Here is an 18,873-nt window from a genome sequence, read left to right as displayed (position 1 = left end):
TCTGCTTAGGAATAGTGGCCTTTTTTTCAGATCATAATCCCTCCTTCACAAAAAAACCGACAAGATCATTTAAGATTTTGTCGGTTACTTTACTATTTAGCAGCCCAAATATCAATTTCTAATTTAATGTCTGGGAGTCCTAAAGCAGTAATATACGCTATCGTCATAGAAGGATAAGGTTTTCCAAACATTGTTTCCCATTGTTGATAGAAGTCATCCCAATTTATTTCTTCTGTTGCCCAAATGTTGGCCTTCACCACATTATCTGCGTTAAGTCCCTCTGCTTCTAATATTAATTGAATATTTTTTAATGTATTCTGAACCTGCTCTGTTAGTGATGATGGCAATTCACCGTTTATCCCAACTCCAATTTGTCCAGATAATGCGTATATTGTTGCATCCTTTGGGATTATTGTAAGATGACTGTAATTGCCAACAGGGCTAGGTACTTGGATTGGATTTTTACGTGTTATTTTATTATTCATGATTAATCTCCTCTAGGTTTTTATTTTATTTTTCTAAAAAAGGGCAGACTTGTCCCTGTTAACTAAATTTTAGAAAAAAACAGCAGTTGAGAACCCAATACCCATACTTAAAAAACGTAATGATCTTTTTTTCATTTGGATTCTCTCCTTTCACCTAAAGATACTTTCATATTACCATATTTTTCATAAAACAATCAAATTCTCTACGTTTTTAATCTTTTTCCGTTTTCGTAAAAATCTTAACTAACCCTAATAAACAATAAAGCACAGCTGACACGATAACACTATAAAGTAACACCGTAATTGAAGATGGCCCCCATACTTTAATAAAGTCCCAATTTGATTTCTCTGGTAGTAGTTTCGGAAACAAAATGATAAGTGCAAAAATGATGGCAACACTTAAAGAATGAAAGTTTAATAAAAAAGTTCTTTTACGATTTAAAGACACTCTAATTCGTTGTTTTTTAACAATTTCCCTTAAGGTTGTAAGCAATTGAATACTTAAAAACATCCCCAAGCCTACAACAACAACACATATAAGTGAAATAATTTTATCCAAATTCTGAAAGATGTCAGAATGAATAGTATTTATTGTTTTCCCTTCCCACAAATCTATCACACCTTGCCCAATCGCAGTTGTATAACTCGAGTTCATATTGGATAATACGGCTACTCCTAATTGTTCATTGGGCTGTATGATGAAATAAGATGAGAATGTGGGATTTTCACCAGCATGGGATATATATTGTTCTTCTTTTCCCATAACTCCCCATCCACTTGCATAGTATGTGTCCTTATCGAAAGGCTCTACAGATTGATCTGGGATATGCGATTCTTGAATAATTTTATAATCAATCGTTTCATTTTGGCTATTTCCTAACTGTAGCTTTAACCATTTTGCTATATCACTTGTGTTACTTATTACATATCCTGCAGGTACATTTCCACGATAGATCGGTGGTGTATATGCCTGCTCTCTCATCAGTCCTATTTTATATCCCGTGGCCATTTCATTTGAGTTAACTTGATGAATTCCAACAACTGTATCATTCATAGAGATTGGCTTTAGTAGTTGCTGTTTGATATACGTATCAAAGGGTTGTTTTGAAACCTTTTCAATAACGAGTCCTAAAACATCATAATTGATTGTTGCGTATTCAAATGAGCTACCTGGTTGTCTATTTAATGGCTGATCAAGCAATTTTTTCACAGTTAACTCAAGGGCATTTGGTTCGTTACTTTTTGGGATATTAGATATTGTGTTAGTAGCTATTCCACTTGTATGATACAGTAACTGATTTATCGTAATTAGCTGAGACTTCCCATTATATTTTAACTTAAACCATGGGATATACTTTTGGACATCATCAGACCGCTTAAGTAACCCTTCCTTTTCCAGTTGTAGAATGGCTAGTCCGGTGAATGCTTTCGATGTAGATCCTAGTTCAAATAATGTTTTAGGGGTAACAGGGGTTTTCGACTGAACATCGGCGTATCCAAAGCCTTTTTCGTAAACCGTTTTTCCCTTTTCTACAATTACTAATGATACCCCTGGAATTTTACTTATTGCCATTTGCTCTTTAATAAATTGATCAATCTTTTGAGTTTTTTCATCTGCATTTGCTATTGTGGGCATTAAACTACCTAAGGCTACAATCATAGAAATTATAAACAGATAGATTTTTAATGAGCGTTTCATTTTCTTTTCTCCTTTAAGCTAGGTACAAGGTTTAAAAAAATTCCTTGACAACTTCGCTAACTATATCAAGAAATTTCCACCATAACTATCGTTTTACATGACTAAAAGCATCACATCGTGACAGTTTTGTAACGTACAGTTCTTTTATCGACTTAACAGGAAATTTTGAACAAACACAAAAAGATCAGTCACCCATTTTAAAAAATGAGAGCTAATCTTTTTGATGATCACTATTGGACTTTAAATTTCTGCTCTAAAAGCTTTCCCCAACTCATGACCAAGTCCAAAATAATGTCGAAAATTATAAATAAGTGGGCTCCATTTATTTGGATCAATATAATTTTCTTCAACAATAATTTCCTTATGGGCATGGACATGTAAAACTTGTGTCTCGACTATGGCAAAAAAAGAGGCATACTCAGGGATTCGAATATATTTTACCTTTGCCTCAAGTTGAATTGGACACTCTGCAATTCTTGAAGGCTTTACTGATTTAGACTCGGTTGGTGTTAAGTTACTAATTTCATATTTTTCTTTTTCAAATGTAAATCCATTCGCTCTCTTAAATTCAGGAACGGGATTTTTCCCTGTAAATGGCGCTAATTTTTCTACGTTCTCCCATAATGAAGGGCTTGGGACATTAATAACACATTCAGGATGACGTTCTAAGTTTTCAATGGCTTTTCCCCCAAGCCCAATTCCTAAAATTATACAATCTCCTAAAGCCCATGATGACGAAAGCGGGCTAATATTCACGGTATCATCTTCATTCAGTGTAGTTAATAAAATCACTGGTGTCCCGTAGTATAGAATTTTGGGATGAATCATTTCTGTAGTAGCAATTTGAGTCATTTTTTCTCCTCCTATTCGTACTTTCAATTTTTATAGTACAAGAGAAACATTTCAATTTTCATCGAAATATGAATTGCATTTTATGTTTTGGCTTTTTTCGTATAGATTGTTGCTCTCTTGAAAATACAAAACATAGTTGAAAATAATGGATTTTCAGGAGGCTTTCAATAATGTGGAGATATGTGTATAACAGTCGGAGAATTAAAAAAGCAAATCCACTAGTCTAGGCTAGAAATCCCCATTATTAAATAACGCGTCTAGTATTTCTTTGCCAAAAAACGCAAAAGACAATAGAAACACTACAATTAAAATGGCTAAACTACCGAATATAATCGAGAACACTATCCCCTTTTTATTATCATCACTCAATATAACCCCTCCTAAACTAGCACTATTAATTCAATAATATCTCATATCCCATCCATATGGATAAATATTTCCATTTACCTAAGGCTAAAACAATTGTTGATTGAACAAATGGGAGTTCAATGTGTACTTCCGCTGGGAATCTGTCTGTCTACGAATCTCAATATTATGACGTTTCAATACGAAGTACTTTTCCCATTAAATAGTAGCAAATCAATGGCATTTTTCACTGTAGCAACTTTTCAAAAAAATAGGCTATATGTTAAACAAAACAAAAATAAAGGACATTTACTGTATCTTAGTAATTTTTACGAAATAGTAAAAGACCAGGCTCAAATGCAGTGCCTGGTCATCTTTTTTCAGATCATTATGTTATCGTTGATTTTTAATGACAACCTCAGTTACAGCTAACGCTTTTCTTGGTTTAATATTATTCATAATAATATCTGCGATGTCATTAGGGTCCATTAATGTTTTAGTTTTTTCCTCAGAAAAAATCCCGTCCCAAAACTCTGTTCTCATACGGACCCATGTATACAGCACATACATTAATGGATGTTTCGCGTAATTCTAGTGCTAGACTCTCAGTAAATCCTCGCACACCAAATTTACTAGCACTATAAACCGATTCCGTTACTTTTCCTTCTAAGCCAGCTGTAGAAACAATATTGACGATTGTTCCTTCATTACGTTCTTTCATACCTTTTAGTACTTCTTGTGAGCAAAAAATTGTTCCTTTTAGGTTAATATCAATCATTTGATGAATGGCATCTTCTTCCAAGTTTTCAGCTAGATCAAAATAGCCAACACCCGCATTATTTATTAGTAATGGAATGGACCCAAATTCATCTTGTATAGAATGAATTATTTCACCGACCATTTGCTTTGAAGCAACATCAACCTCATAGATAGAATAGCCATTTGCTAACGTTTTAGCCGTATTCTCAAGCTTTGATTTCGTTCTACCAAGTAAACAAATGTGATAACCTAACGTCGAATATTTTTTAGCAAGTGCTGCACCTAAACCACTGCCAGCCCCTGTTATAACAACAATATTTTTACTCATTCTTATCATCCTCTCTCCGTTAATTATATCAGAATAGGAACTCCTTTCAATAAAAGGAACATGCTCTGATAACCTCTCTCAAATAGAGTAAAATTAGGTGGCACTCCCGAAATAGTAGAAAAACATGGTTCATTTAATAGGTAAAGAGGAAAGATTTAATAATCAATATCTACATTTTTATAGAAATCTGATTAAAAGGTTTAGAGCTTTACTATAGATCCTGAATACAATGAACATGTAATCTGCAGATTATACTTCTATTAAAGGAGGTGAAATTTAATTGCCTTTAACGACTGGTCCAATTGAAAATACAGGAAATTTACCATCTAATGCAACTAGCGTTCGTATCAAAGTTCTTAATCTTACTGGCGGTATTCTTTCCGGAGTAGTCAATGTTTATAGACTTAACGGTACAAGAAAATTACTATCATCAACTCGATTTAGCGTAGCAGCAAACGCTTCTACTTTTGTCACGCCAAGTGTAGGAAATGCAGCTCAATATGAAGTAGAAATCGTTCCAAATCAAACTGGCGGATTATACAGCGTTTATGGAAGAACAGCTTCAGGTGTTCTTATAGCTGCCCAAAGGTTTGTAAACTCCGAATTAACAGAGATTCTTTAAACAACCTTTTATAACATCTTCGTTTAAAGTTTTTAAAGGTAATTCAATTGGGGGACATTTGACATCAAGCTTGCCTTTTGTCCTCCATCTAGATGTTGCTAATAAAAAGTACGAGTGACTCTTTAATTACGATTATGGGTGTATTTACCATTTCATCACTTCATTATTACCTGATAACGCGGCATTTTCTCTTTCAGATAGTTCCTTCTTCTAATTTTATTCACAGTGATCCATACGTCCATATTCATATTATTTCATGTCAAACAACACTTTTATGTTATTTTCTGGGTATTCGATACATATAATATTATATTTATTAATAAAACGTCATAATTTCATCGAACACAGAATATAATTCTGGAGGGTGTTAAATGAATACAATTAAATCTTTAATTTTCCCCCAAGACCTGCATAAATTAAACAAAACTCAACTTAAAGAGATTTGTAATAAAATGAAGTTAGAAACAACAGGCAATGTAAATGAATTAGCAAGTAGAGTGTGGGACTCTTTTGAGCATATTGAAGGCGATGTTCTTAAAATGATAAACAATAATATTTTCTCTGGTGCGGTTTTTTTAGCTTGGTACCTTGTAACAAATAAAACTGATTTAACAGGATTTAAACAAAGGATAATTGATAAATCGCCATTTAATCCTTTCGAAACAATAGTTACACCAACTAGCAAAAATGTTCCTGTAGATCCTACTATTATTGCTGCTGCCGACATCGAAGGTTCACAAGCATATTATTTAAGATTTATTCATAGAACAGGGGTAAATGTCGATTACTTTTTAACGAATCGAAGAGAATACATTAAGCATGAAATTACAACAGTTTATATAGATGAAGTTAAGGGAATAATTGAAGTACGAGCAAGTTCAGCTATTGCCAAAAAAATTATTGCTTGGTTTGCTAAAATTGTTGAGGAAGAATACGAATTCAAACAGTATGATTTGTTAGAGAAATACGGAGGTACTCTTGAATCTTTAGCTGATATCCTTCAAGGAAGACTTATTGATGCTACAGGAAGACCAGCAGGATCAGTTAATACATTTGAAGAAACTCAGGGTCAATCAATCGTGAGTATACTTTCTGCAATTGACGAATACTATACTAGTGGTGAATTATCAGTTTTAGAGCAAAATTTAAATAGTGAAGATATTACAGGCATTTTAGAAACAACACCTTTTACTTTGTTACTTTTAAGTGGTCTTGAAACAATAGGATTAGGCAGTATTAGAGAACTAAGAGGTTTGCCATTATACAATTATTTAGAACCTTATCTATCCAAACAAAAGGGATCCATATTATTTGAACATAGTGTTGATGGTGTGAAACAAGAATATTCTATTCGAATCGGCGTCAATACAAAAACATTTAAGTTCAATGTATTTGCGTCTGAGCCTGTATTAGATTATATTAGAGAAAAATTGATTTACCAAATTTATTCTGCGAGGTAAAAGTATTGAGCAATTTAAAGCCATGGGAAATTTCTCAAAAAATAGATAATGCACTTGAGGCAATTGCTATCAGTAAAATTGATAAATTTTACCATAGTTATATTGCAAAAATAACTAACTTACCTCTTGGAGTAGTTATTGATACATTATCTGAATTAGAAAAACAAGAAGCACTCGTTATAAAATTAGAGTTTCACTGTGAGGAATGTAGTAGAAATATTTTAACCGCTAATAAATCCGAACTTGAAAACATTGATTCCATTCCTTGCCAGTATTGTGGTACAGAAAATAATTATGATCCTTTAAACGCTATTCCCATTATTGAATTGAGTGAGGATTTCAGACAAAGTTTTTCAAAAAAAAAATTACTAACAAAAAGGAAAATGTCGGGTTAAGTAAACAAAATAAACCTGAGAGTTTAAGAGAAATTATTGATATTTTAGCCAAAGAAAATTCTAATCATTTATTAGAGAAAGTATCAAAACTTGGGCAAGTAACTATTATCTTAGGAGATGGTTATATGGGTGAATCTAGTAAATATGGTGGTCTAACTTTTGGAGAAAACAAAGGTAATATAACTATTGAAAACAATGGTACACTTCAACAAGGGATAGCAAGCCAACCAAATGACATAATCTATGCTTTACAACAGCTTCACGAAGAAATTCAACAGCTATCCGATGAACAGCGAGATATTGCGGAAGCTAATTTTGAACTTCTTCAAACTCATATAGAAAATGGAGATAAAGAGAAAGCTAAAAAACCATTAGAGAAGTTAACGAGCATACTAGGTGTTATCAGCTCTATTGTGTCTATCGCTTCTGCCTTAGGTTTTGGAGTTCCTTTAAAATAATAAATAGAGAAAAAATCGGGGTACAAATTATTTTGTACTCCGATTTTTTATAAGCAATGGTTGAACTATCTAAAAATATTATGTTCATATAAGTAATCATACGAAAGATCGACGAACAAATACTCATGCTCGTTTATGGCAATCGAAAATGTTCTTGTAATTTCCCCGGTCTCTATATCTCGATAAAGCTCTGAGATTTCTCCGCTTTGATCGTTGCGCATTTTAATGATTGTTTGTAGGAAATACGGGCGCCAACTCCAGTTTTTATTGATTGCTCTCGGCTGTAATTCCCACTGCCCCTCAATACGCATTACGTTTGGAGATAGTTGGAAGCCATCTTCATTACAAATATAAACACGGAATGAATAACTATCCAACAGCTGGGCTAGATTTTCTAGAAGTACAATGTTGTCACTGGAAGGTTTAACACGATGAACAATCGCCTCTAGTTCCTCTTTTAGTTTTTTCAATTCGAAATACTGCGCCTCTAGAATTTTCTTTTCAGAGGTTATAAACTGCTGGCACTCTTCCTTAAAACGCTCCTTTAAAATATCCTTTTCAACGAATGTCATTGCAGGGTTTGCTAAGTATCGCCCCTGATAAAATCTGCCACCGTTCTTCCAAGCAAACTGTAATTGATAAACAGTTTCGATTCCTTCAAATAAAAGATTTGCGCCAATTTTATAAGCGAGACTACCAATTGCTGAAATCATATCTGACTGTGCAGACCAAGAATCATAATTTAAGTCTCGAATATTGACCTTTAATATTTGTGGTGATAATAGTGCAATATGCTCTAAATGACTCTCCGCTCCTACTTCCTGAACGGCGATTTTGACGCCAAATGTCGTAAAGTATCGTACCGCATGATGCAACTTCTGAATGTCACCTAAAAAACGGTGCTCAGAAACAACTAATACAATACGATGTAAATCCTCTTCGCTAATGTAGTGTTGAATAATATTAAAATGACTTTCACCAAAATCCTGCATGAGTAAGTTCGGGTTACTTGGGATATAAATATCAATATCCTGTCCGATTTCTTCTACTTTAGCTAATGCAGCATGTAGAATTTTATGTTCCATGTCTATACGATACTCTTCTGGAATATCTTCATTATTCACAAAATCTTTTAAATTAATTTGTTGACCCTCAATTTGTAACTGTCCGGAAATTTCGTAGGCAATCACCGTATGCGCATCTGCGCTAAATATAGGTTGAAAATACCCATGTATTTGATCTAAATTTGTTAAAACTTCAATTGCATCCATTGTCGAAACCTCCATACAAGATGTTATCCAAGAATAACATTACATTCACAGCTCATATCATGAAAAAAAGCTCTCTGACTGTATAATAGTTTGTTTCAAGTAAATTGGCAACTTCACATGGCGTTATTTTATGGAATAAATCTGTCCTGAAATTTAACAAACTTCCACAAATCTAATTAGCCCTATTTTTATAGGCTTTTTGCTTATACTTTCAAACCATAAAGCGAATTTTTTTCTGACAACTCATCACTAATAACGACTTTATCACAAAATAGGTTGCTTTAAGTACGCATATTTCTATTTAGTGTCACTTTATTTGCCTTCACTAAACTTTTCATGTATCGCTGTGTAAAAAAATCCCTCAAAATTCCTTTATCATTATAGCTTATGCAACCATTCAATATGAAAGCCGTGATAACTAAAGGTTTTGATCCTATATCCTAAAAATATTCAGCCGTATACCCCACCCCAGAAAAAAAGCAGTATTCCAAAGTATAGATTATACCCTACAGGAATACTGCTCATGACTATTCTGACATAAAGAAATACCAAATAATTGCGACGGCAATTATTGATAAAATAACAGCAATCGTTACACGTAATGGTGAAATTGGGGCATCCCCACCTACTCGACCTGTTTGACCATTCACCATAAAGCGGTATACTTTCTCTTTGTAACGGAATGAAGAAAGCCAAATTGGCAGCATTAGATATTTGTATGTAATATCATCATGTGTGGTTGAGAAGTGTAAATTAGATACTACATCTGCATTATGTTCCCAACGTATTTTTGAAGTAATTTGTGCATTCAGGTGATTTGAAATTTCTCTCTTCGCCTGACTCCACCCGTCCTGTAAACCAATACTGTAGCGTTCTGATAAAAAGCCAGCAACATATTCTGGTTTATAGGCTTTATTATTGAGTAAATTAAAAGGTTCTATTTTTCGCATCATATTTCGATCATAACGGGTCGTTGCACTTATTAAGTGATCATCAATAAATTCCTGATAAAAGCCACTTGTGGTATACCAATCCGTTTCCGTTCGGGTATTTCCATCTTTATCTGTTACTGTGCGATGTCTACCGTAACTTGCAGAATACCTTGAGCTTGTTTTAGTATCAAAAGTCCAATAAGGTAGATAAACCCCTTTAAATGAATCAGGCTTTGCACTCTCTTTTGCGGCTCTCGGTGTAAACCATTTGCCCTTAATCCAACTTTGGAAGTTCTCTCCCGCTTGCTTATCTGTAAGTTCAAATGCACATACTCCGTTCGGCGCTAATGTATTTTTAGCACTTGCCTCCATGACCTGATTGGAGCCACAATATGGGCAACTATCGGCCACCTGTAATGCATCATATATCGTTTCTGCTGCACAGGATTTACAAATAACTGTTTTTTTCTCGACACCCCAGTTAAAATTCCCACGTTCTTCAGCCTTTGCAAAATCCATTTCCTGGGCAACTTTTTCTTCTTGTTTTTCTGGGGCTGCAATTTCAGTTTCATAGCCACAATACGGACATGTTAACTTTCCGGTTTTTGGATTAAATTCAATAGATGCACTACATGATGGACACTCGGCGTCAAAATCAAGGTCTACTTGTTTAGCATTTTCAGCGTCTTGAGCTGGCATCATTAGTCATCTCCTTACTTAACATCATTTTCATCAAACACATCACCACATTCTGGACAGAATTTTGGTGGGTTCGCAGGATCTTCTGGCTTCCAACCACATTTATCGCAAACGTATTGTAATGCTTCTGCAGGTTTTTTAGCACCGCATTCACTACAGAATTTGCCTTTGTTGACAGCACCACATGTACAAGTCCATCCTTCTTCTGCAGGTTTTGGTGTCCCACAATTTGAGCAGAATTTACCTGTGTTATCGTTACCACATGCACATTTCCATGCACCTGAGTTAGTCGCTGTTTGTCCTTGCTGAGCAGTCTGTTTATTTTGCTCATTCATTTGGTAAAGCTGTGCTGCATTAACACCGCCTGCCTGTGTCGCCATGTTCATGCCCATAAATCCTGTCATTGCTCCACCTTCATTTTTGGCTGCTGCCATCATGGCCTCTGCCTGAGCACCTGTTAAATGAGCTGCAGCCATACCTGGATCACGCATCACAGCACTTCGTTGTAGTTGTTTAATCATTGCTTCATCTTCTTCAGAAGCTTTTAAAGAACTAATACCAAAGGATACAACTGCTAAACCACGAGTAGCTAGCCATTTTTCTGATAACACTTTATTAAGGGCATCTGCTAGAGCAACCGTATGCGCAGGTATTTCGCTATAGCGTACCCCGCTTGCAGAAATATGTGCGAAAGCCGGCTGTAACGCAGTCATCAACTCCGTTTTTAGCTGGCTGTCGATTGTATCTCTAGTAAATTCACGCTCAACGTTTCCACAAACATTTGTATAGAATAATAATGGATCGACAATTTTATAGGAATACTCCCCATGACAACGAATAGCAATATCAATATCTAAGCCGATATTACGGTCGATAACACGGAAAGGAACCGGTGATGGTGTCCCATATTTATTGCCTACGATTTCTTTTTTATTAAAATAATACACACGTTGATCTTTCGCAGGTTCTCCACCAAATGTAAAGCGTTTACCAATCTGCTTGAATGTTTCCAGTATGCCTTCAGACAAATCATTGCCATACATAATCGAAGGCTCTGTAGATGTATCATAAACATATTCTCCAGACTCCGCAGAGAACTCCACTACTTTCCCTTGCTCGACAATCATCATACATTGCCCTTCATTAATGGCAATGATAGAGCCATTACTAATAATGTTGTCATTGCCTTTATTTGACCCTCGTTTAGAAGTACGTTTAACACCCTTTGCCACAAGAACATCCGCTGAGAGTGACTCACAATAGAGATATTCACGCCATTGATCTTCTAAAACGCCTGCTAATGCGCCAACTCCTGCTTTTAATAAACCCATATTTATTCCCACCTTCAACTTATATACTTATCACTTATTTTACCATATTAACTTTGCCCGGCATAACTGCGTTCGGGGGCTTTAGGCCAAAACCGCTCTCCTGAGTTCCCTATTTCAGTTGGTATTTGGCCCACCCACCGTAAGATAAAATAATCTAATCATTATGTAGTACGCACAAAAAGGACAATTTGTTTCATTTTTTTAAACTTCTTTATAAAAAAAGAGATAGCTCCATAGGAACTACCTCGATCGTACTATAATTATTTCGTTGATCTTCACGTTTTAAGAAAATGCGGAAATGGCCACTAACACCCATGCAACGATAAATAACATACCGCCGATTGGCGTAATCGCTCCAAGCTTTTTCACACCTGTAACCGCTAATACGTATAAACTACCTGAGAAAAATACAATTCCTGCGAACATTAAATATCCTGCCCAAGATAGCAAACTGGAAGCTCCTAATAGGGCTTCACTCGATAAAATACCAAGCCCTAGTAAACCTAATGCATGATACATATGGTATTGCACAGCAGTCTCCCAAATAGCTGCATAGTGTGGTGACGCAAATTTATCTTTTAGTGCATGCGCCCCAAAAGCACCTAACACGACCCCAAGACAAGCCATAATTGCACCGATTGCCAATAAAAGTTCCATGTTGTATTCCCCTATTTCTTTTCGCGAGCGATTTCTTTGTATTTCGCATCCCATGCCGGATCAATTTTACTTAAGGATACCGGACGTAACGTATCTTTTTGCGCTAGAATATGTACGGACTGAGCAGTCGCCGCAATCGTGCCATCTTCATGTAAAATTTCGTAGCCATATGTTGTACGTAAACGATCATGTTTTTCCACCCATGTACGGACCGTTGCCACTTGGCCATAATGCAAAGCAGCCTTATAAGAAATGGATAAATCCATTACTGGCGATACATAACCATCTTTTTCTAACTCAGCATACTCAAAGCCTGCATCATTTACTAACTGAGAACGACCTATCTCCATCCAAATGATATAGTTTGCATGATACACTACGCCCATTTGGTCGGTCTCAGCATATCGAATTTCGATTTGTTTTTCACTAACAAACATTTTCTTCACCTCGTCCTACATTATAGCGTAAAAATATTGATTTGGCGGGGTTTTTGTTTTTTAGCAATGAAAAAACCTAATACTCAAGCTTATTAAAATATAATATTTCTTTTTTAAAAATGACTTGGTAAAAAATGTGTTATCCGTTTTAACCCTTTGTACCCCGCTTAATTAGGGTACAAAAAATATAAAGTTATATAACACTGGGCAGGTGCATAAGACTAAAATCTTTTACTACTTTTGTTACTTGATTCATCGTATCAGTTTTTAATTGCACCTCGTAAGTAAACATTTCTTTAGTACTCACATTACCATCTCCCACCCAATAATAACCTTGACGAAACGTCAAAGTCCTTAAGCTAGCCTCTGTTTGTTTTATGGCTGTTTGATACAGTTTTCAAAGCAGAAAGCCTTTAATTATTTGAAATAAATAAACTAACATATAAGTCTAAAAATACATTCTTAATAAAATATAGAAAATCATAAAGGAGAGGTAGAATCCATATAGTATTCCAGTATCAGGAATACTTTTTACTGACAACATGAGTTGTCAGTTTTTTTATTTTGTTGAAACTGCTCATTTTTTTCTGACACGATTGTCATTCCTTCTTTCTTAATCTCAATACGCTTATGGTATAATCAAACAAAAAGGGGTTTTATTAGAATAATGCTTGTCATATTATTTTTTATATTTGTAATTTGGTTTTTATTTAAACTCATTAACTTGCAAGAAGAACAAAACAACTTACGGGAGGAGCAAAACGAAATTCTAAGGAATATATCCAACAAGCTAGATAAATAGTATACATAGATGGGAAATCCCATCTTTTTTTACCAACATTCCTCTCAAAACCATAACTTATCCCACCTACTCAATAATAGGCTCAAGCTCTTTCCACCGTCCCTATAATGCATTCCTAAATATATTTTTATCTAAAAATAGGGCTTTTAAAGCTTTAGGAAAAGTATTCACCTTCCTATACTAATTTCCCCTCGCTGGCTTGATAGATGGATCTTGTTTCCATCCCTCTCGTAAATTGTTAAAGTACCTTCTCTAACTACCTCTTCCCAACCATATACCCAAATGATTAGACTATAACTAAATGGAATACCATTTATATCAGAAGACTTTGACCACTCATATACAGAGTCATACTCATTTTCCTGTGTTAGTTGAGCGCTTTTAGGAACAGGAAAATCATTATATTTTTCCGATAACACATATTTTGAAATCGCAACGAAATAATAGCTACTTCCTAATACAATGAATAATACTACAGCAATAATAATCTGGTTATATTTCATCTATAATCTCCTCTAAATGTCGGAAATAAATTGAAGGGCAAATGCCACTTCGAATTATAGCGTGACTATAGCTTTTAAATCACCTTATCTTTTATATCCATCAAAAAAGTAATTATTTTGAATATTTGTGTTAAAATTGAATGTATTTATAAATTTCAAGGGGGTGTAACAAATGCAAGAAAATAAAAGATTACCCTTAATTGCTTCTTTGTTTGCATTAATCGGTTTACCTATTTTTTTTCTAACAATATCCTTATATACAGGAAATTGGCGATTTCTTATCTTTAGTATTGGTCCTGCATTTGGCGCTGGTTTAACAGGACTTATTCTTACAATGCAGAAAATTAGTAAAGATAAACGAGTGACTTAAAGGTTTTAACAGTTTTGAGATAAATAAGACATCAACTATCGTCCATGTTTACTGTTCGCTAGCAAAATTCCATTTTTAAACTGACAACTGTTGTTGTCAGTTTTTCAATAAATATCCTCAATATTCATTTTCCACCTTCGAAAATTTACGAAAATAGACTAAGGCTTACTTCCTTTTATTTTTACCAGATTTCTCGTTACCTCGTTTAAAATTACCCGTAATTTTAGCTAACAATAACTGTACTGCCGTTCTATCATCTTCGACTTCTTTTATCCTTGTGATCAGACGCTCAGCCTCCTTATCCTTTACAAATTTAATTTGTTTACCTTCGTAATATATGACTACCGTTCCTTTTTTCGTAAATTGATAAGTAAATGGTTCTTCGCTTAATCTGTTTCGTTTATCTATTTCGCTCATTACACCATCTCCCTAATTCTTTTCTTTACAAATATTATATTCAAATTAATCTGTCGATTCACTGATTTTCTTTAATTCAGGCTGTTTCCCAAGGATTGTTGCTATTAACGGGGCAGAAAGGGTAGTTTTCAAGAAAACTGTTGCCTTTTTAAACTAGGTAAGAGCGTGGTATAAAAAATGTTATTTGGAATTTCAGTAATAGTGTTTACATATAAATGAATATGGAGGCGAAAAAAATGTTTAATAATGATTCAGATAAGAATAAAGGATCAAAAAAGAGATTTGAAGAAATCCTTTCAGAAAATGGTGTGGCTAATGGAAACAGAATAATAATAGATAAAGAAACAGGGGTTCATTATTTATTTAGTTGGGGTGGATATGCAGGGGGAATCACTCCGTTATTGGATAAGGATGGAAAACCAATAATAAAGCCAAATAATGAATAACAGTGCTTTAATTAAATATTCGATATTAAAGAAACCCAGACATTCCAAATAAATGGCTCCTCCGCATCTAATACAGGAATCTCAATACATCCACGGATAAAAAAATACTCTTCGTCAATAATGCACAAATCCTCATTCATCTCTATTCGGCTTTCATGCTCTTCTAAGGGTATGTTGTAATAATAATCAGGTACAGGACTTCCATAACTCATCGGAAGTTTAGCGTGATTACTTCCACAACATCTACATAAATAACCTTCTTGATAATTACTCATTCTAAAATCCCTCACGAGAAAAATAGTTTTTCTCAAAATTACTCCTAATCATAATAACGAATTCAACTAACATGTTCCGTTGACATCTATAAACGCTGCGGCTTTTTTCATTCAGTCCAATCGGTCCAATCTCTTCACATCACAAAATATTTGCGAAAACATATAATATTCTGAAAGGAATGATGATTATGCCCTGGCAACAAAAAATAGCGTATTTAGTTGGTCAACCTGTAGGCGTATCACTCGTCAATGGTCAAGGAACATCAGGAATATTATGTGGAGTATCAAATGGCAAGCTACTTTTATATGAATATCTATATCGGACTCAATTTGCTTTAAAACAATATGATTTCTTTATGATTCAAGATGTTAATGGTTTTCCGCCCTGTAATCCAATAGTATATTAAAAAACAGCTCAAATTTATTTTAAGCTGAAACAATTTCGTGAATTCTTATTTAATGTCACTCATTATTTATATAGAAAAAAAACGAAATAGAAGAATAGCACAAGTTTGTAGTAATAGACGCTGAAACACAAAAGGTACTTCTTAGCGGAGACACTTATCATATCTACGATAATCCTTACAAATATACATGCATAAATCACCGTAGAAATGAACCGCACCTCAAATGTTACGTCTTAATAAAACTAAAAGTTGGTGATTGGTTCCACCGCCAATGCATGTAGATTGTTCAGAAAAATAATATTTATTGAACCCGACAAACCGTTTTCCCAGTATGAACTGGGATTTTTTCATTTTCCTCATATTGTTCATTAGTTTGCTGTAGCGTCTGCAAAAGCTGCAGCTTATTTATGTTATAATCTGGTTAAAAAGGAGCTGTTTTTATGTACGAATATAAGTTTGTTAAAATTGAGTTTAAAAAAATATCAGGCAGACCTACCGAAGATTATCGAGAAGTAATTAAAAATCACGCAAAAGAAGGTTGGAGATTTATTCAAATCTTAACTCCTGACTTTACTACTGCACCTGGGATGGGTACTTACTATGAACTAATTTTCGAGAGACCACAAAATACATAAAATCTATTTCTGAGGCTATAAACTAAGAACCTTCGAATTTAGTTACTAAGGGTCACCCTATCCAAAGTGACCCTTTACTCATAGTGTGCAGTAATTGAATTAAACAAACCTGCATTTTCAAACATTCACCAATTATGTTATTCTACATATAAGTTATTAACATAGGTATTAGGAGTGTTATGCAATGAGAACAGACGGTACACATTCTAAAATTGGATATATAATATTTATTTTTGGTATCTTCTTGCTTGTAAGTGGAACAGGCAGATTAACTGGTTCCCTAGAATACAATTCATTTATTTCAAATAAATCTATTGCAATAATATTCGTTGCTATAGGGCTATCTGTTATTTTCATTTCATTCTTTGTAAAACCTCAAAAAGATAAATAACTTTACTGAACAATTTCCTTCGATTACTCCTCAAGTTTTCATAGACTTGTACGAACATAAATTTGTAAAAAATCAATTGTCTTCATTCAAACTAACTCCTTTGGAAGATTATCATAAAGTCGTTTATGATCATGAAAAAGAAGGATAGAGGTTAGTATAAATCTTTGCACCTGGAATAAAAGGCCACGGCACTCCTTCTTTTTTGAATTAACATTTAAACGTAAGAATGATTAAGGGAAATGAGGTTTCATTACCTTTTTTTATTGAACAAAATACTCATATTGTTTATTAAGGTTCTTTGTTTTAATGACACTCTCCAATGAAAAAAACACATTAGGTTAACTAAAAAACGAATTCATGTTAACCTATATACATACCATTTATTTGGAGGTGTTTTTTTGACTGACAAGAATAGAACAGTTATTAGCTCGGTTGGCGGTTTGGCATTATTTACTTTAGGAGGATATAGAATCTTTACTAACAACTTAGAAGCTATGTCCTTACTAGTAGCATATATTTTCTTTATTTGCGGATTTATAGGCTTTGTTTTTAATGTAGTAAAGTTGTCGAAACTCCCTCGAACTTAGCATTGCTTTGTAGCAATGCTTTATTAATGTAATTGAACATTTTTTCAATTACAAAATCTTCAGAAATGGAGCTGTAAACAAGTATATGAACAACAATCTCCAGTAGCCGTAATAGAAAACTTTTTTAAAAGCTAATTATTTTATTCGCTTGAAAACTTCCGTTCGGTCCCTAAATCCTTTTTCAGAATATGGAAAATACCTGAAATTAATGTTAAAATTCCCATATAGTAATACAACTTTAAAAACATTCGGTAATATTCTTGAAAAAATGAGGGGCTTGAATGAAAAAAATAATCTTAATTAGAGTATTGGCAATTATAGTATTATCACTAATTCTTTTTTCAGACGGGATACAAACTCATGATCTTTTTTATCTTTTAATTGCTGTTTTTATCATTGGTGTTCCGTGGTACAAGCTTTTCAAAAAAATAATTTTTATTATCAGGATTTATAGACTTACCAGCCTTAATAATTCGTTGAATTCGAACAACACAGTCATTTAAGTTTGTTCTCTTCCACAAATGTGCATATTGTTGGATTATGCTTATTATTTAGAGCTAATAAAATCAGCGCCACCTTGTTCTGCGTATTTAGCTGTCATTCCAGCACCTGCAGCAACACCTAAAATATATTTATTTTCATTAATTTGTTTATGAATCTGTTTTAGCTTGCCCTTCCATTTCATAGGGTAACAAGCGTTTATACCTCCCATAACCTTTTTACATGGACCAATTCTTGGCCATCGAATTCCATTTTATAAATGTCGGGCTTAGTTGTATGTAATAAAAAGTTCAAATCATATCTACTATCATAAAACCCCATTATTAACGTCATTATAGCCCCATGCGTACCAATTACTACTTTCTGTCCTTGACATTGATTTAATAATTCTTTTAAGACTTTTATTGCACGTTCCTGACAATCAATATTTGATTCGCCTCCCTAAAAAGCATAGGTTGGGTCAGAAAATGACCTTTGTAATAAAGGGAATAATTCCTTGTCAGGGATTCGTTTCTCTTCAGCAATAAATATTCGTTCTTTTAGATCTTCACATACAATTACCTCGTTTTCTATTTGATTAGCTATTTCTTGAACAGTTTGGATTGAGCGACTATACGGGCTTGAGAAAACCGTATCGACGCCCTCTTTAACGAGAATATCCGTTATTCGTTGCGTGTCTAACTTCCCTTTTTCAGTGAGTGCCCTCGTTCTCTCATTCCCTTCCTTTGGTGAATCTCCGTGTCGAACCATATATATGAATGTTTTCATAATACCTCCTACAATTATCATGTTTCTATGTTTACGTTTTT

24 protein-coding genes and 1 pseudogene are annotated in these 18,873 nt (G+C 34.1%); 10 read left to right on the top strand and 15 right to left on the bottom strand.

Annotation, left to right across the window (positions count from 1 at the left end; genetic code table 11):
• Positions 1-92 precede the first annotated feature (92 nt).
• The 5 genes from MOK21_RS13975 to MOK21_RS13955 form a co-directional block, all read right to left on the bottom strand.
• Positions 93-485, bottom strand: a complete 393-nt coding sequence (locus tag MOK21_RS13975; RefSeq protein WP_249074597.1) for a RidA family protein — start codon at positions 483-485, stop codon at positions 93-95.
• Positions 486-696: 211 nt separating this feature from the next.
• On the bottom strand, positions 697-2,184 hold the full coding sequence (locus MOK21_RS13970; RefSeq protein ID WP_249074596.1) for a serine hydrolase domain-containing protein: 1,488 nt from the start codon (positions 2,182-2,184) through the stop codon (positions 697-699).
• 240 nt (positions 2,185-2,424) lie between these two features.
• Positions 2,425-3,036 carry a flavin reductase family protein gene (locus MOK21_RS13965; protein WP_249074595.1) on the bottom strand — a complete coding sequence of 204 codons (612 nt, stop codon included), beginning with the start codon at positions 3,034-3,036 and terminating at the stop codon, positions 2,425-2,427.
• A 228-nt stretch (positions 3,037-3,264) separates the two neighbouring features.
• On the bottom strand, positions 3,265-3,405 hold the full coding sequence (locus MOK21_RS13960; protein WP_249074594.1) for a hypothetical protein: 141 nt from the start codon (positions 3,403-3,405) through the stop codon (positions 3,265-3,267).
• A 484-nt stretch (positions 3,406-3,889) separates the two neighbouring features.
• Positions 3,890-4,468, bottom strand: coding sequence for an SDR family oxidoreductase (locus MOK21_RS13955; RefSeq protein WP_249074593.1), 579 nt, complete (start codon positions 4,466-4,468; stop codon positions 3,890-3,892).
• A gap of 280 nt (positions 4,469-4,748) precedes the next feature.
• Here MOK21_RS13955 and MOK21_RS13950 point away from each other — a divergent pair, with 280 nt between their 5' ends.
• The 4 genes from MOK21_RS13950 (at position 4,749) to MOK21_RS13935 (ending at position 7,403) form a co-directional block, all read left to right on the top strand.
• Positions 4,749-5,090: an ATPase gene (locus MOK21_RS13950; protein WP_249074592.1), complete on the top strand. Its 342-nt coding sequence runs from the start codon at positions 4,749-4,751 to the stop codon at positions 5,088-5,090.
• Positions 5,091-5,461: 371 nt separating this feature from the next.
• A complete protein-coding gene (locus MOK21_RS13945) occupies positions 5,462-6,550 on the top strand; it encodes an SAP domain-containing protein (protein WP_249074591.1) in 1,089 nt (362 codons plus the stop codon).
• A gap of 5 nt (positions 6,551-6,555) precedes the next feature.
• On the top strand, positions 6,556-6,945 hold the full coding sequence (locus tag MOK21_RS13940; protein WP_249074590.1) for a hypothetical protein: 390 nt from the start codon (positions 6,556-6,558) through the stop codon (positions 6,943-6,945).
• Positions 6,946-7,070: 125 nt separating this feature from the next.
• Positions 7,071-7,403 carry a hypothetical protein gene (locus tag MOK21_RS13935; RefSeq protein ID WP_249074589.1) on the top strand — a complete coding sequence of 111 codons (333 nt, stop codon included), beginning with the start codon at positions 7,071-7,073 and terminating at the stop codon, positions 7,401-7,403.
• A gap of 65 nt (positions 7,404-7,468) precedes the next feature.
• On the opposite strand, the gene MOK21_RS13930 is transcribed toward MOK21_RS13935, so the two are convergent.
• From MOK21_RS13930 to MOK21_RS13905, 6 genes are all read right to left on the bottom strand, one after another.
• Positions 7,469-8,674, bottom strand: coding sequence for an EAL domain-containing protein (locus tag MOK21_RS13930; RefSeq protein ID WP_249074588.1), 1,206 nt, complete (start codon positions 8,672-8,674; stop codon positions 7,469-7,471).
• Between the two features lie 527 nt (positions 8,675-9,201).
• On the bottom strand, positions 9,202-10,305 hold the full coding sequence (locus MOK21_RS13925; RefSeq protein ID WP_308221933.1) for a TFIIB-type zinc ribbon-containing protein: 1,104 nt from the start codon (positions 10,303-10,305) through the stop codon (positions 9,202-9,204).
• A gap of 14 nt (positions 10,306-10,319) precedes the next feature.
• Positions 10,320-11,636 (bottom strand): SPFH domain-containing protein, encoded by a 1,317-nt coding sequence (locus MOK21_RS13920; RefSeq protein WP_249074586.1) that lies wholly within the window; start codon positions 11,634-11,636, stop codon positions 10,320-10,322.
• Positions 11,637-11,918: 282 nt separating this feature from the next.
• The gene (locus MOK21_RS13915) at positions 11,919-12,293 is read right to left on the bottom strand and encodes a DUF423 domain-containing protein (protein WP_249074585.1); all 375 of its coding nucleotides are present in this window, start codon (positions 12,291-12,293) and stop codon (positions 11,919-11,921) included.
• 11 nt (positions 12,294-12,304) lie between these two features.
• Complete coding sequence (locus MOK21_RS13910) at positions 12,305-12,730, bottom strand: acyl-CoA thioesterase (protein WP_249074584.1); 426 nt, start codon at positions 12,728-12,730, stop codon at positions 12,305-12,307.
• Between the two features lie 969 nt (positions 12,731-13,699).
• On the bottom strand, positions 13,700-14,035 hold the full coding sequence (locus MOK21_RS13905; protein ID WP_249074583.1) for a hypothetical protein: 336 nt from the start codon (positions 14,033-14,035) through the stop codon (positions 13,700-13,702).
• Between the two features lie 172 nt (positions 14,036-14,207).
• On the opposite strand from MOK21_RS13905, the gene MOK21_RS13900 reads away from it, so the two are divergent.
• Positions 14,208-14,405, top strand: a complete 198-nt coding sequence (locus tag MOK21_RS13900) for a hypothetical protein (protein ID WP_249074582.1) — start codon at positions 14,208-14,210, stop codon at positions 14,403-14,405.
• A gap of 165 nt (positions 14,406-14,570) precedes the next feature.
• Here MOK21_RS13900 and MOK21_RS13895 read toward each other — a convergent pair whose 3' ends face one another.
• Positions 14,571-14,822 carry a hypothetical protein gene (locus MOK21_RS13895; protein ID WP_249074581.1) on the bottom strand — a complete coding sequence of 84 codons (252 nt, stop codon included), beginning with the start codon at positions 14,820-14,822 and terminating at the stop codon, positions 14,571-14,573.
• Between the two features lie 236 nt (positions 14,823-15,058).
• Here MOK21_RS13895 and MOK21_RS13890 point away from each other — a divergent pair, with 236 nt between their 5' ends.
• The gene (locus tag MOK21_RS13890; protein WP_249074580.1) at positions 15,059-15,268 is read left to right on the top strand and encodes a DUF6440 family protein; all 210 of its coding nucleotides are present in this window, start codon (positions 15,059-15,061) and stop codon (positions 15,266-15,268) included.
• An 11-nt stretch (positions 15,269-15,279) separates the two neighbouring features.
• On the opposite strand, the gene MOK21_RS13885 is transcribed toward MOK21_RS13890, so the two are convergent.
• A complete protein-coding gene (locus MOK21_RS13885) occupies positions 15,280-15,543 on the bottom strand; it encodes a DUF2199 domain-containing protein (RefSeq protein WP_249074579.1) in 264 nt (87 codons plus the stop codon).
• A 188-nt stretch (positions 15,544-15,731) separates the two neighbouring features.
• Between MOK21_RS13885 and MOK21_RS13880 the strand changes: the two genes are divergently transcribed.
• The 4 genes from MOK21_RS13880 (at position 15,732) to MOK21_RS13865 (ending at position 17,563) form a co-directional block, all read left to right on the top strand.
• Positions 15,732-15,950 (top strand): hypothetical protein, encoded by a 219-nt coding sequence (locus MOK21_RS13880; protein ID WP_249074578.1) that lies wholly within the window; start codon positions 15,732-15,734, stop codon positions 15,948-15,950.
• Positions 15,951-16,390: 440 nt separating this feature from the next.
• The gene (locus tag MOK21_RS13875; RefSeq protein ID WP_054771472.1) at positions 16,391-16,585 is read left to right on the top strand and encodes a DUF4177 domain-containing protein; all 195 of its coding nucleotides are present in this window, start codon (positions 16,391-16,393) and stop codon (positions 16,583-16,585) included.
• Between the two features lie 184 nt (positions 16,586-16,769).
• The gene (locus MOK21_RS13870) at positions 16,770-16,976 is read left to right on the top strand and encodes a hypothetical protein (protein WP_249074577.1); all 207 of its coding nucleotides are present in this window, start codon (positions 16,770-16,772) and stop codon (positions 16,974-16,976) included.
• Positions 16,977-17,374: 398 nt separating this feature from the next.
• Entirely contained in the window at positions 17,375-17,563 is a 189-nt protein-coding gene (locus tag MOK21_RS13865) for a hypothetical protein (protein ID WP_249074576.1), read from the top strand.
• Between the two features lie 547 nt (positions 17,564-18,110).
• Here MOK21_RS13865 and MOK21_RS13860 read toward each other — a convergent pair.
• The gene (locus tag MOK21_RS13860) at positions 18,111-18,248 is read right to left on the bottom strand and encodes a phosphoenolpyruvate hydrolase family protein (protein ID WP_249074575.1); all 138 of its coding nucleotides are present in this window, start codon (positions 18,246-18,248) and stop codon (positions 18,111-18,113) included.
• A gap of 14 nt (positions 18,249-18,262) precedes the next feature.
• A pseudogene (locus MOK21_RS13855) lies at positions 18,263-18,832 on the bottom strand (histidine phosphatase family protein).
• Positions 18,833-18,873 lie beyond the last annotated feature (41 nt).

It is taken from the genome of Lysinibacillus sp. BPa_S21, assembly GCF_023337795.1.
Lineage (GTDB): Bacteria > Bacillota > Bacilli > Bacillales_A > Planococcaceae > Lysinibacillus.
Note: the sequence above shows the minus strand (reverse complement) of the source record. Positions and strands in the feature narration are given on the sequence as shown.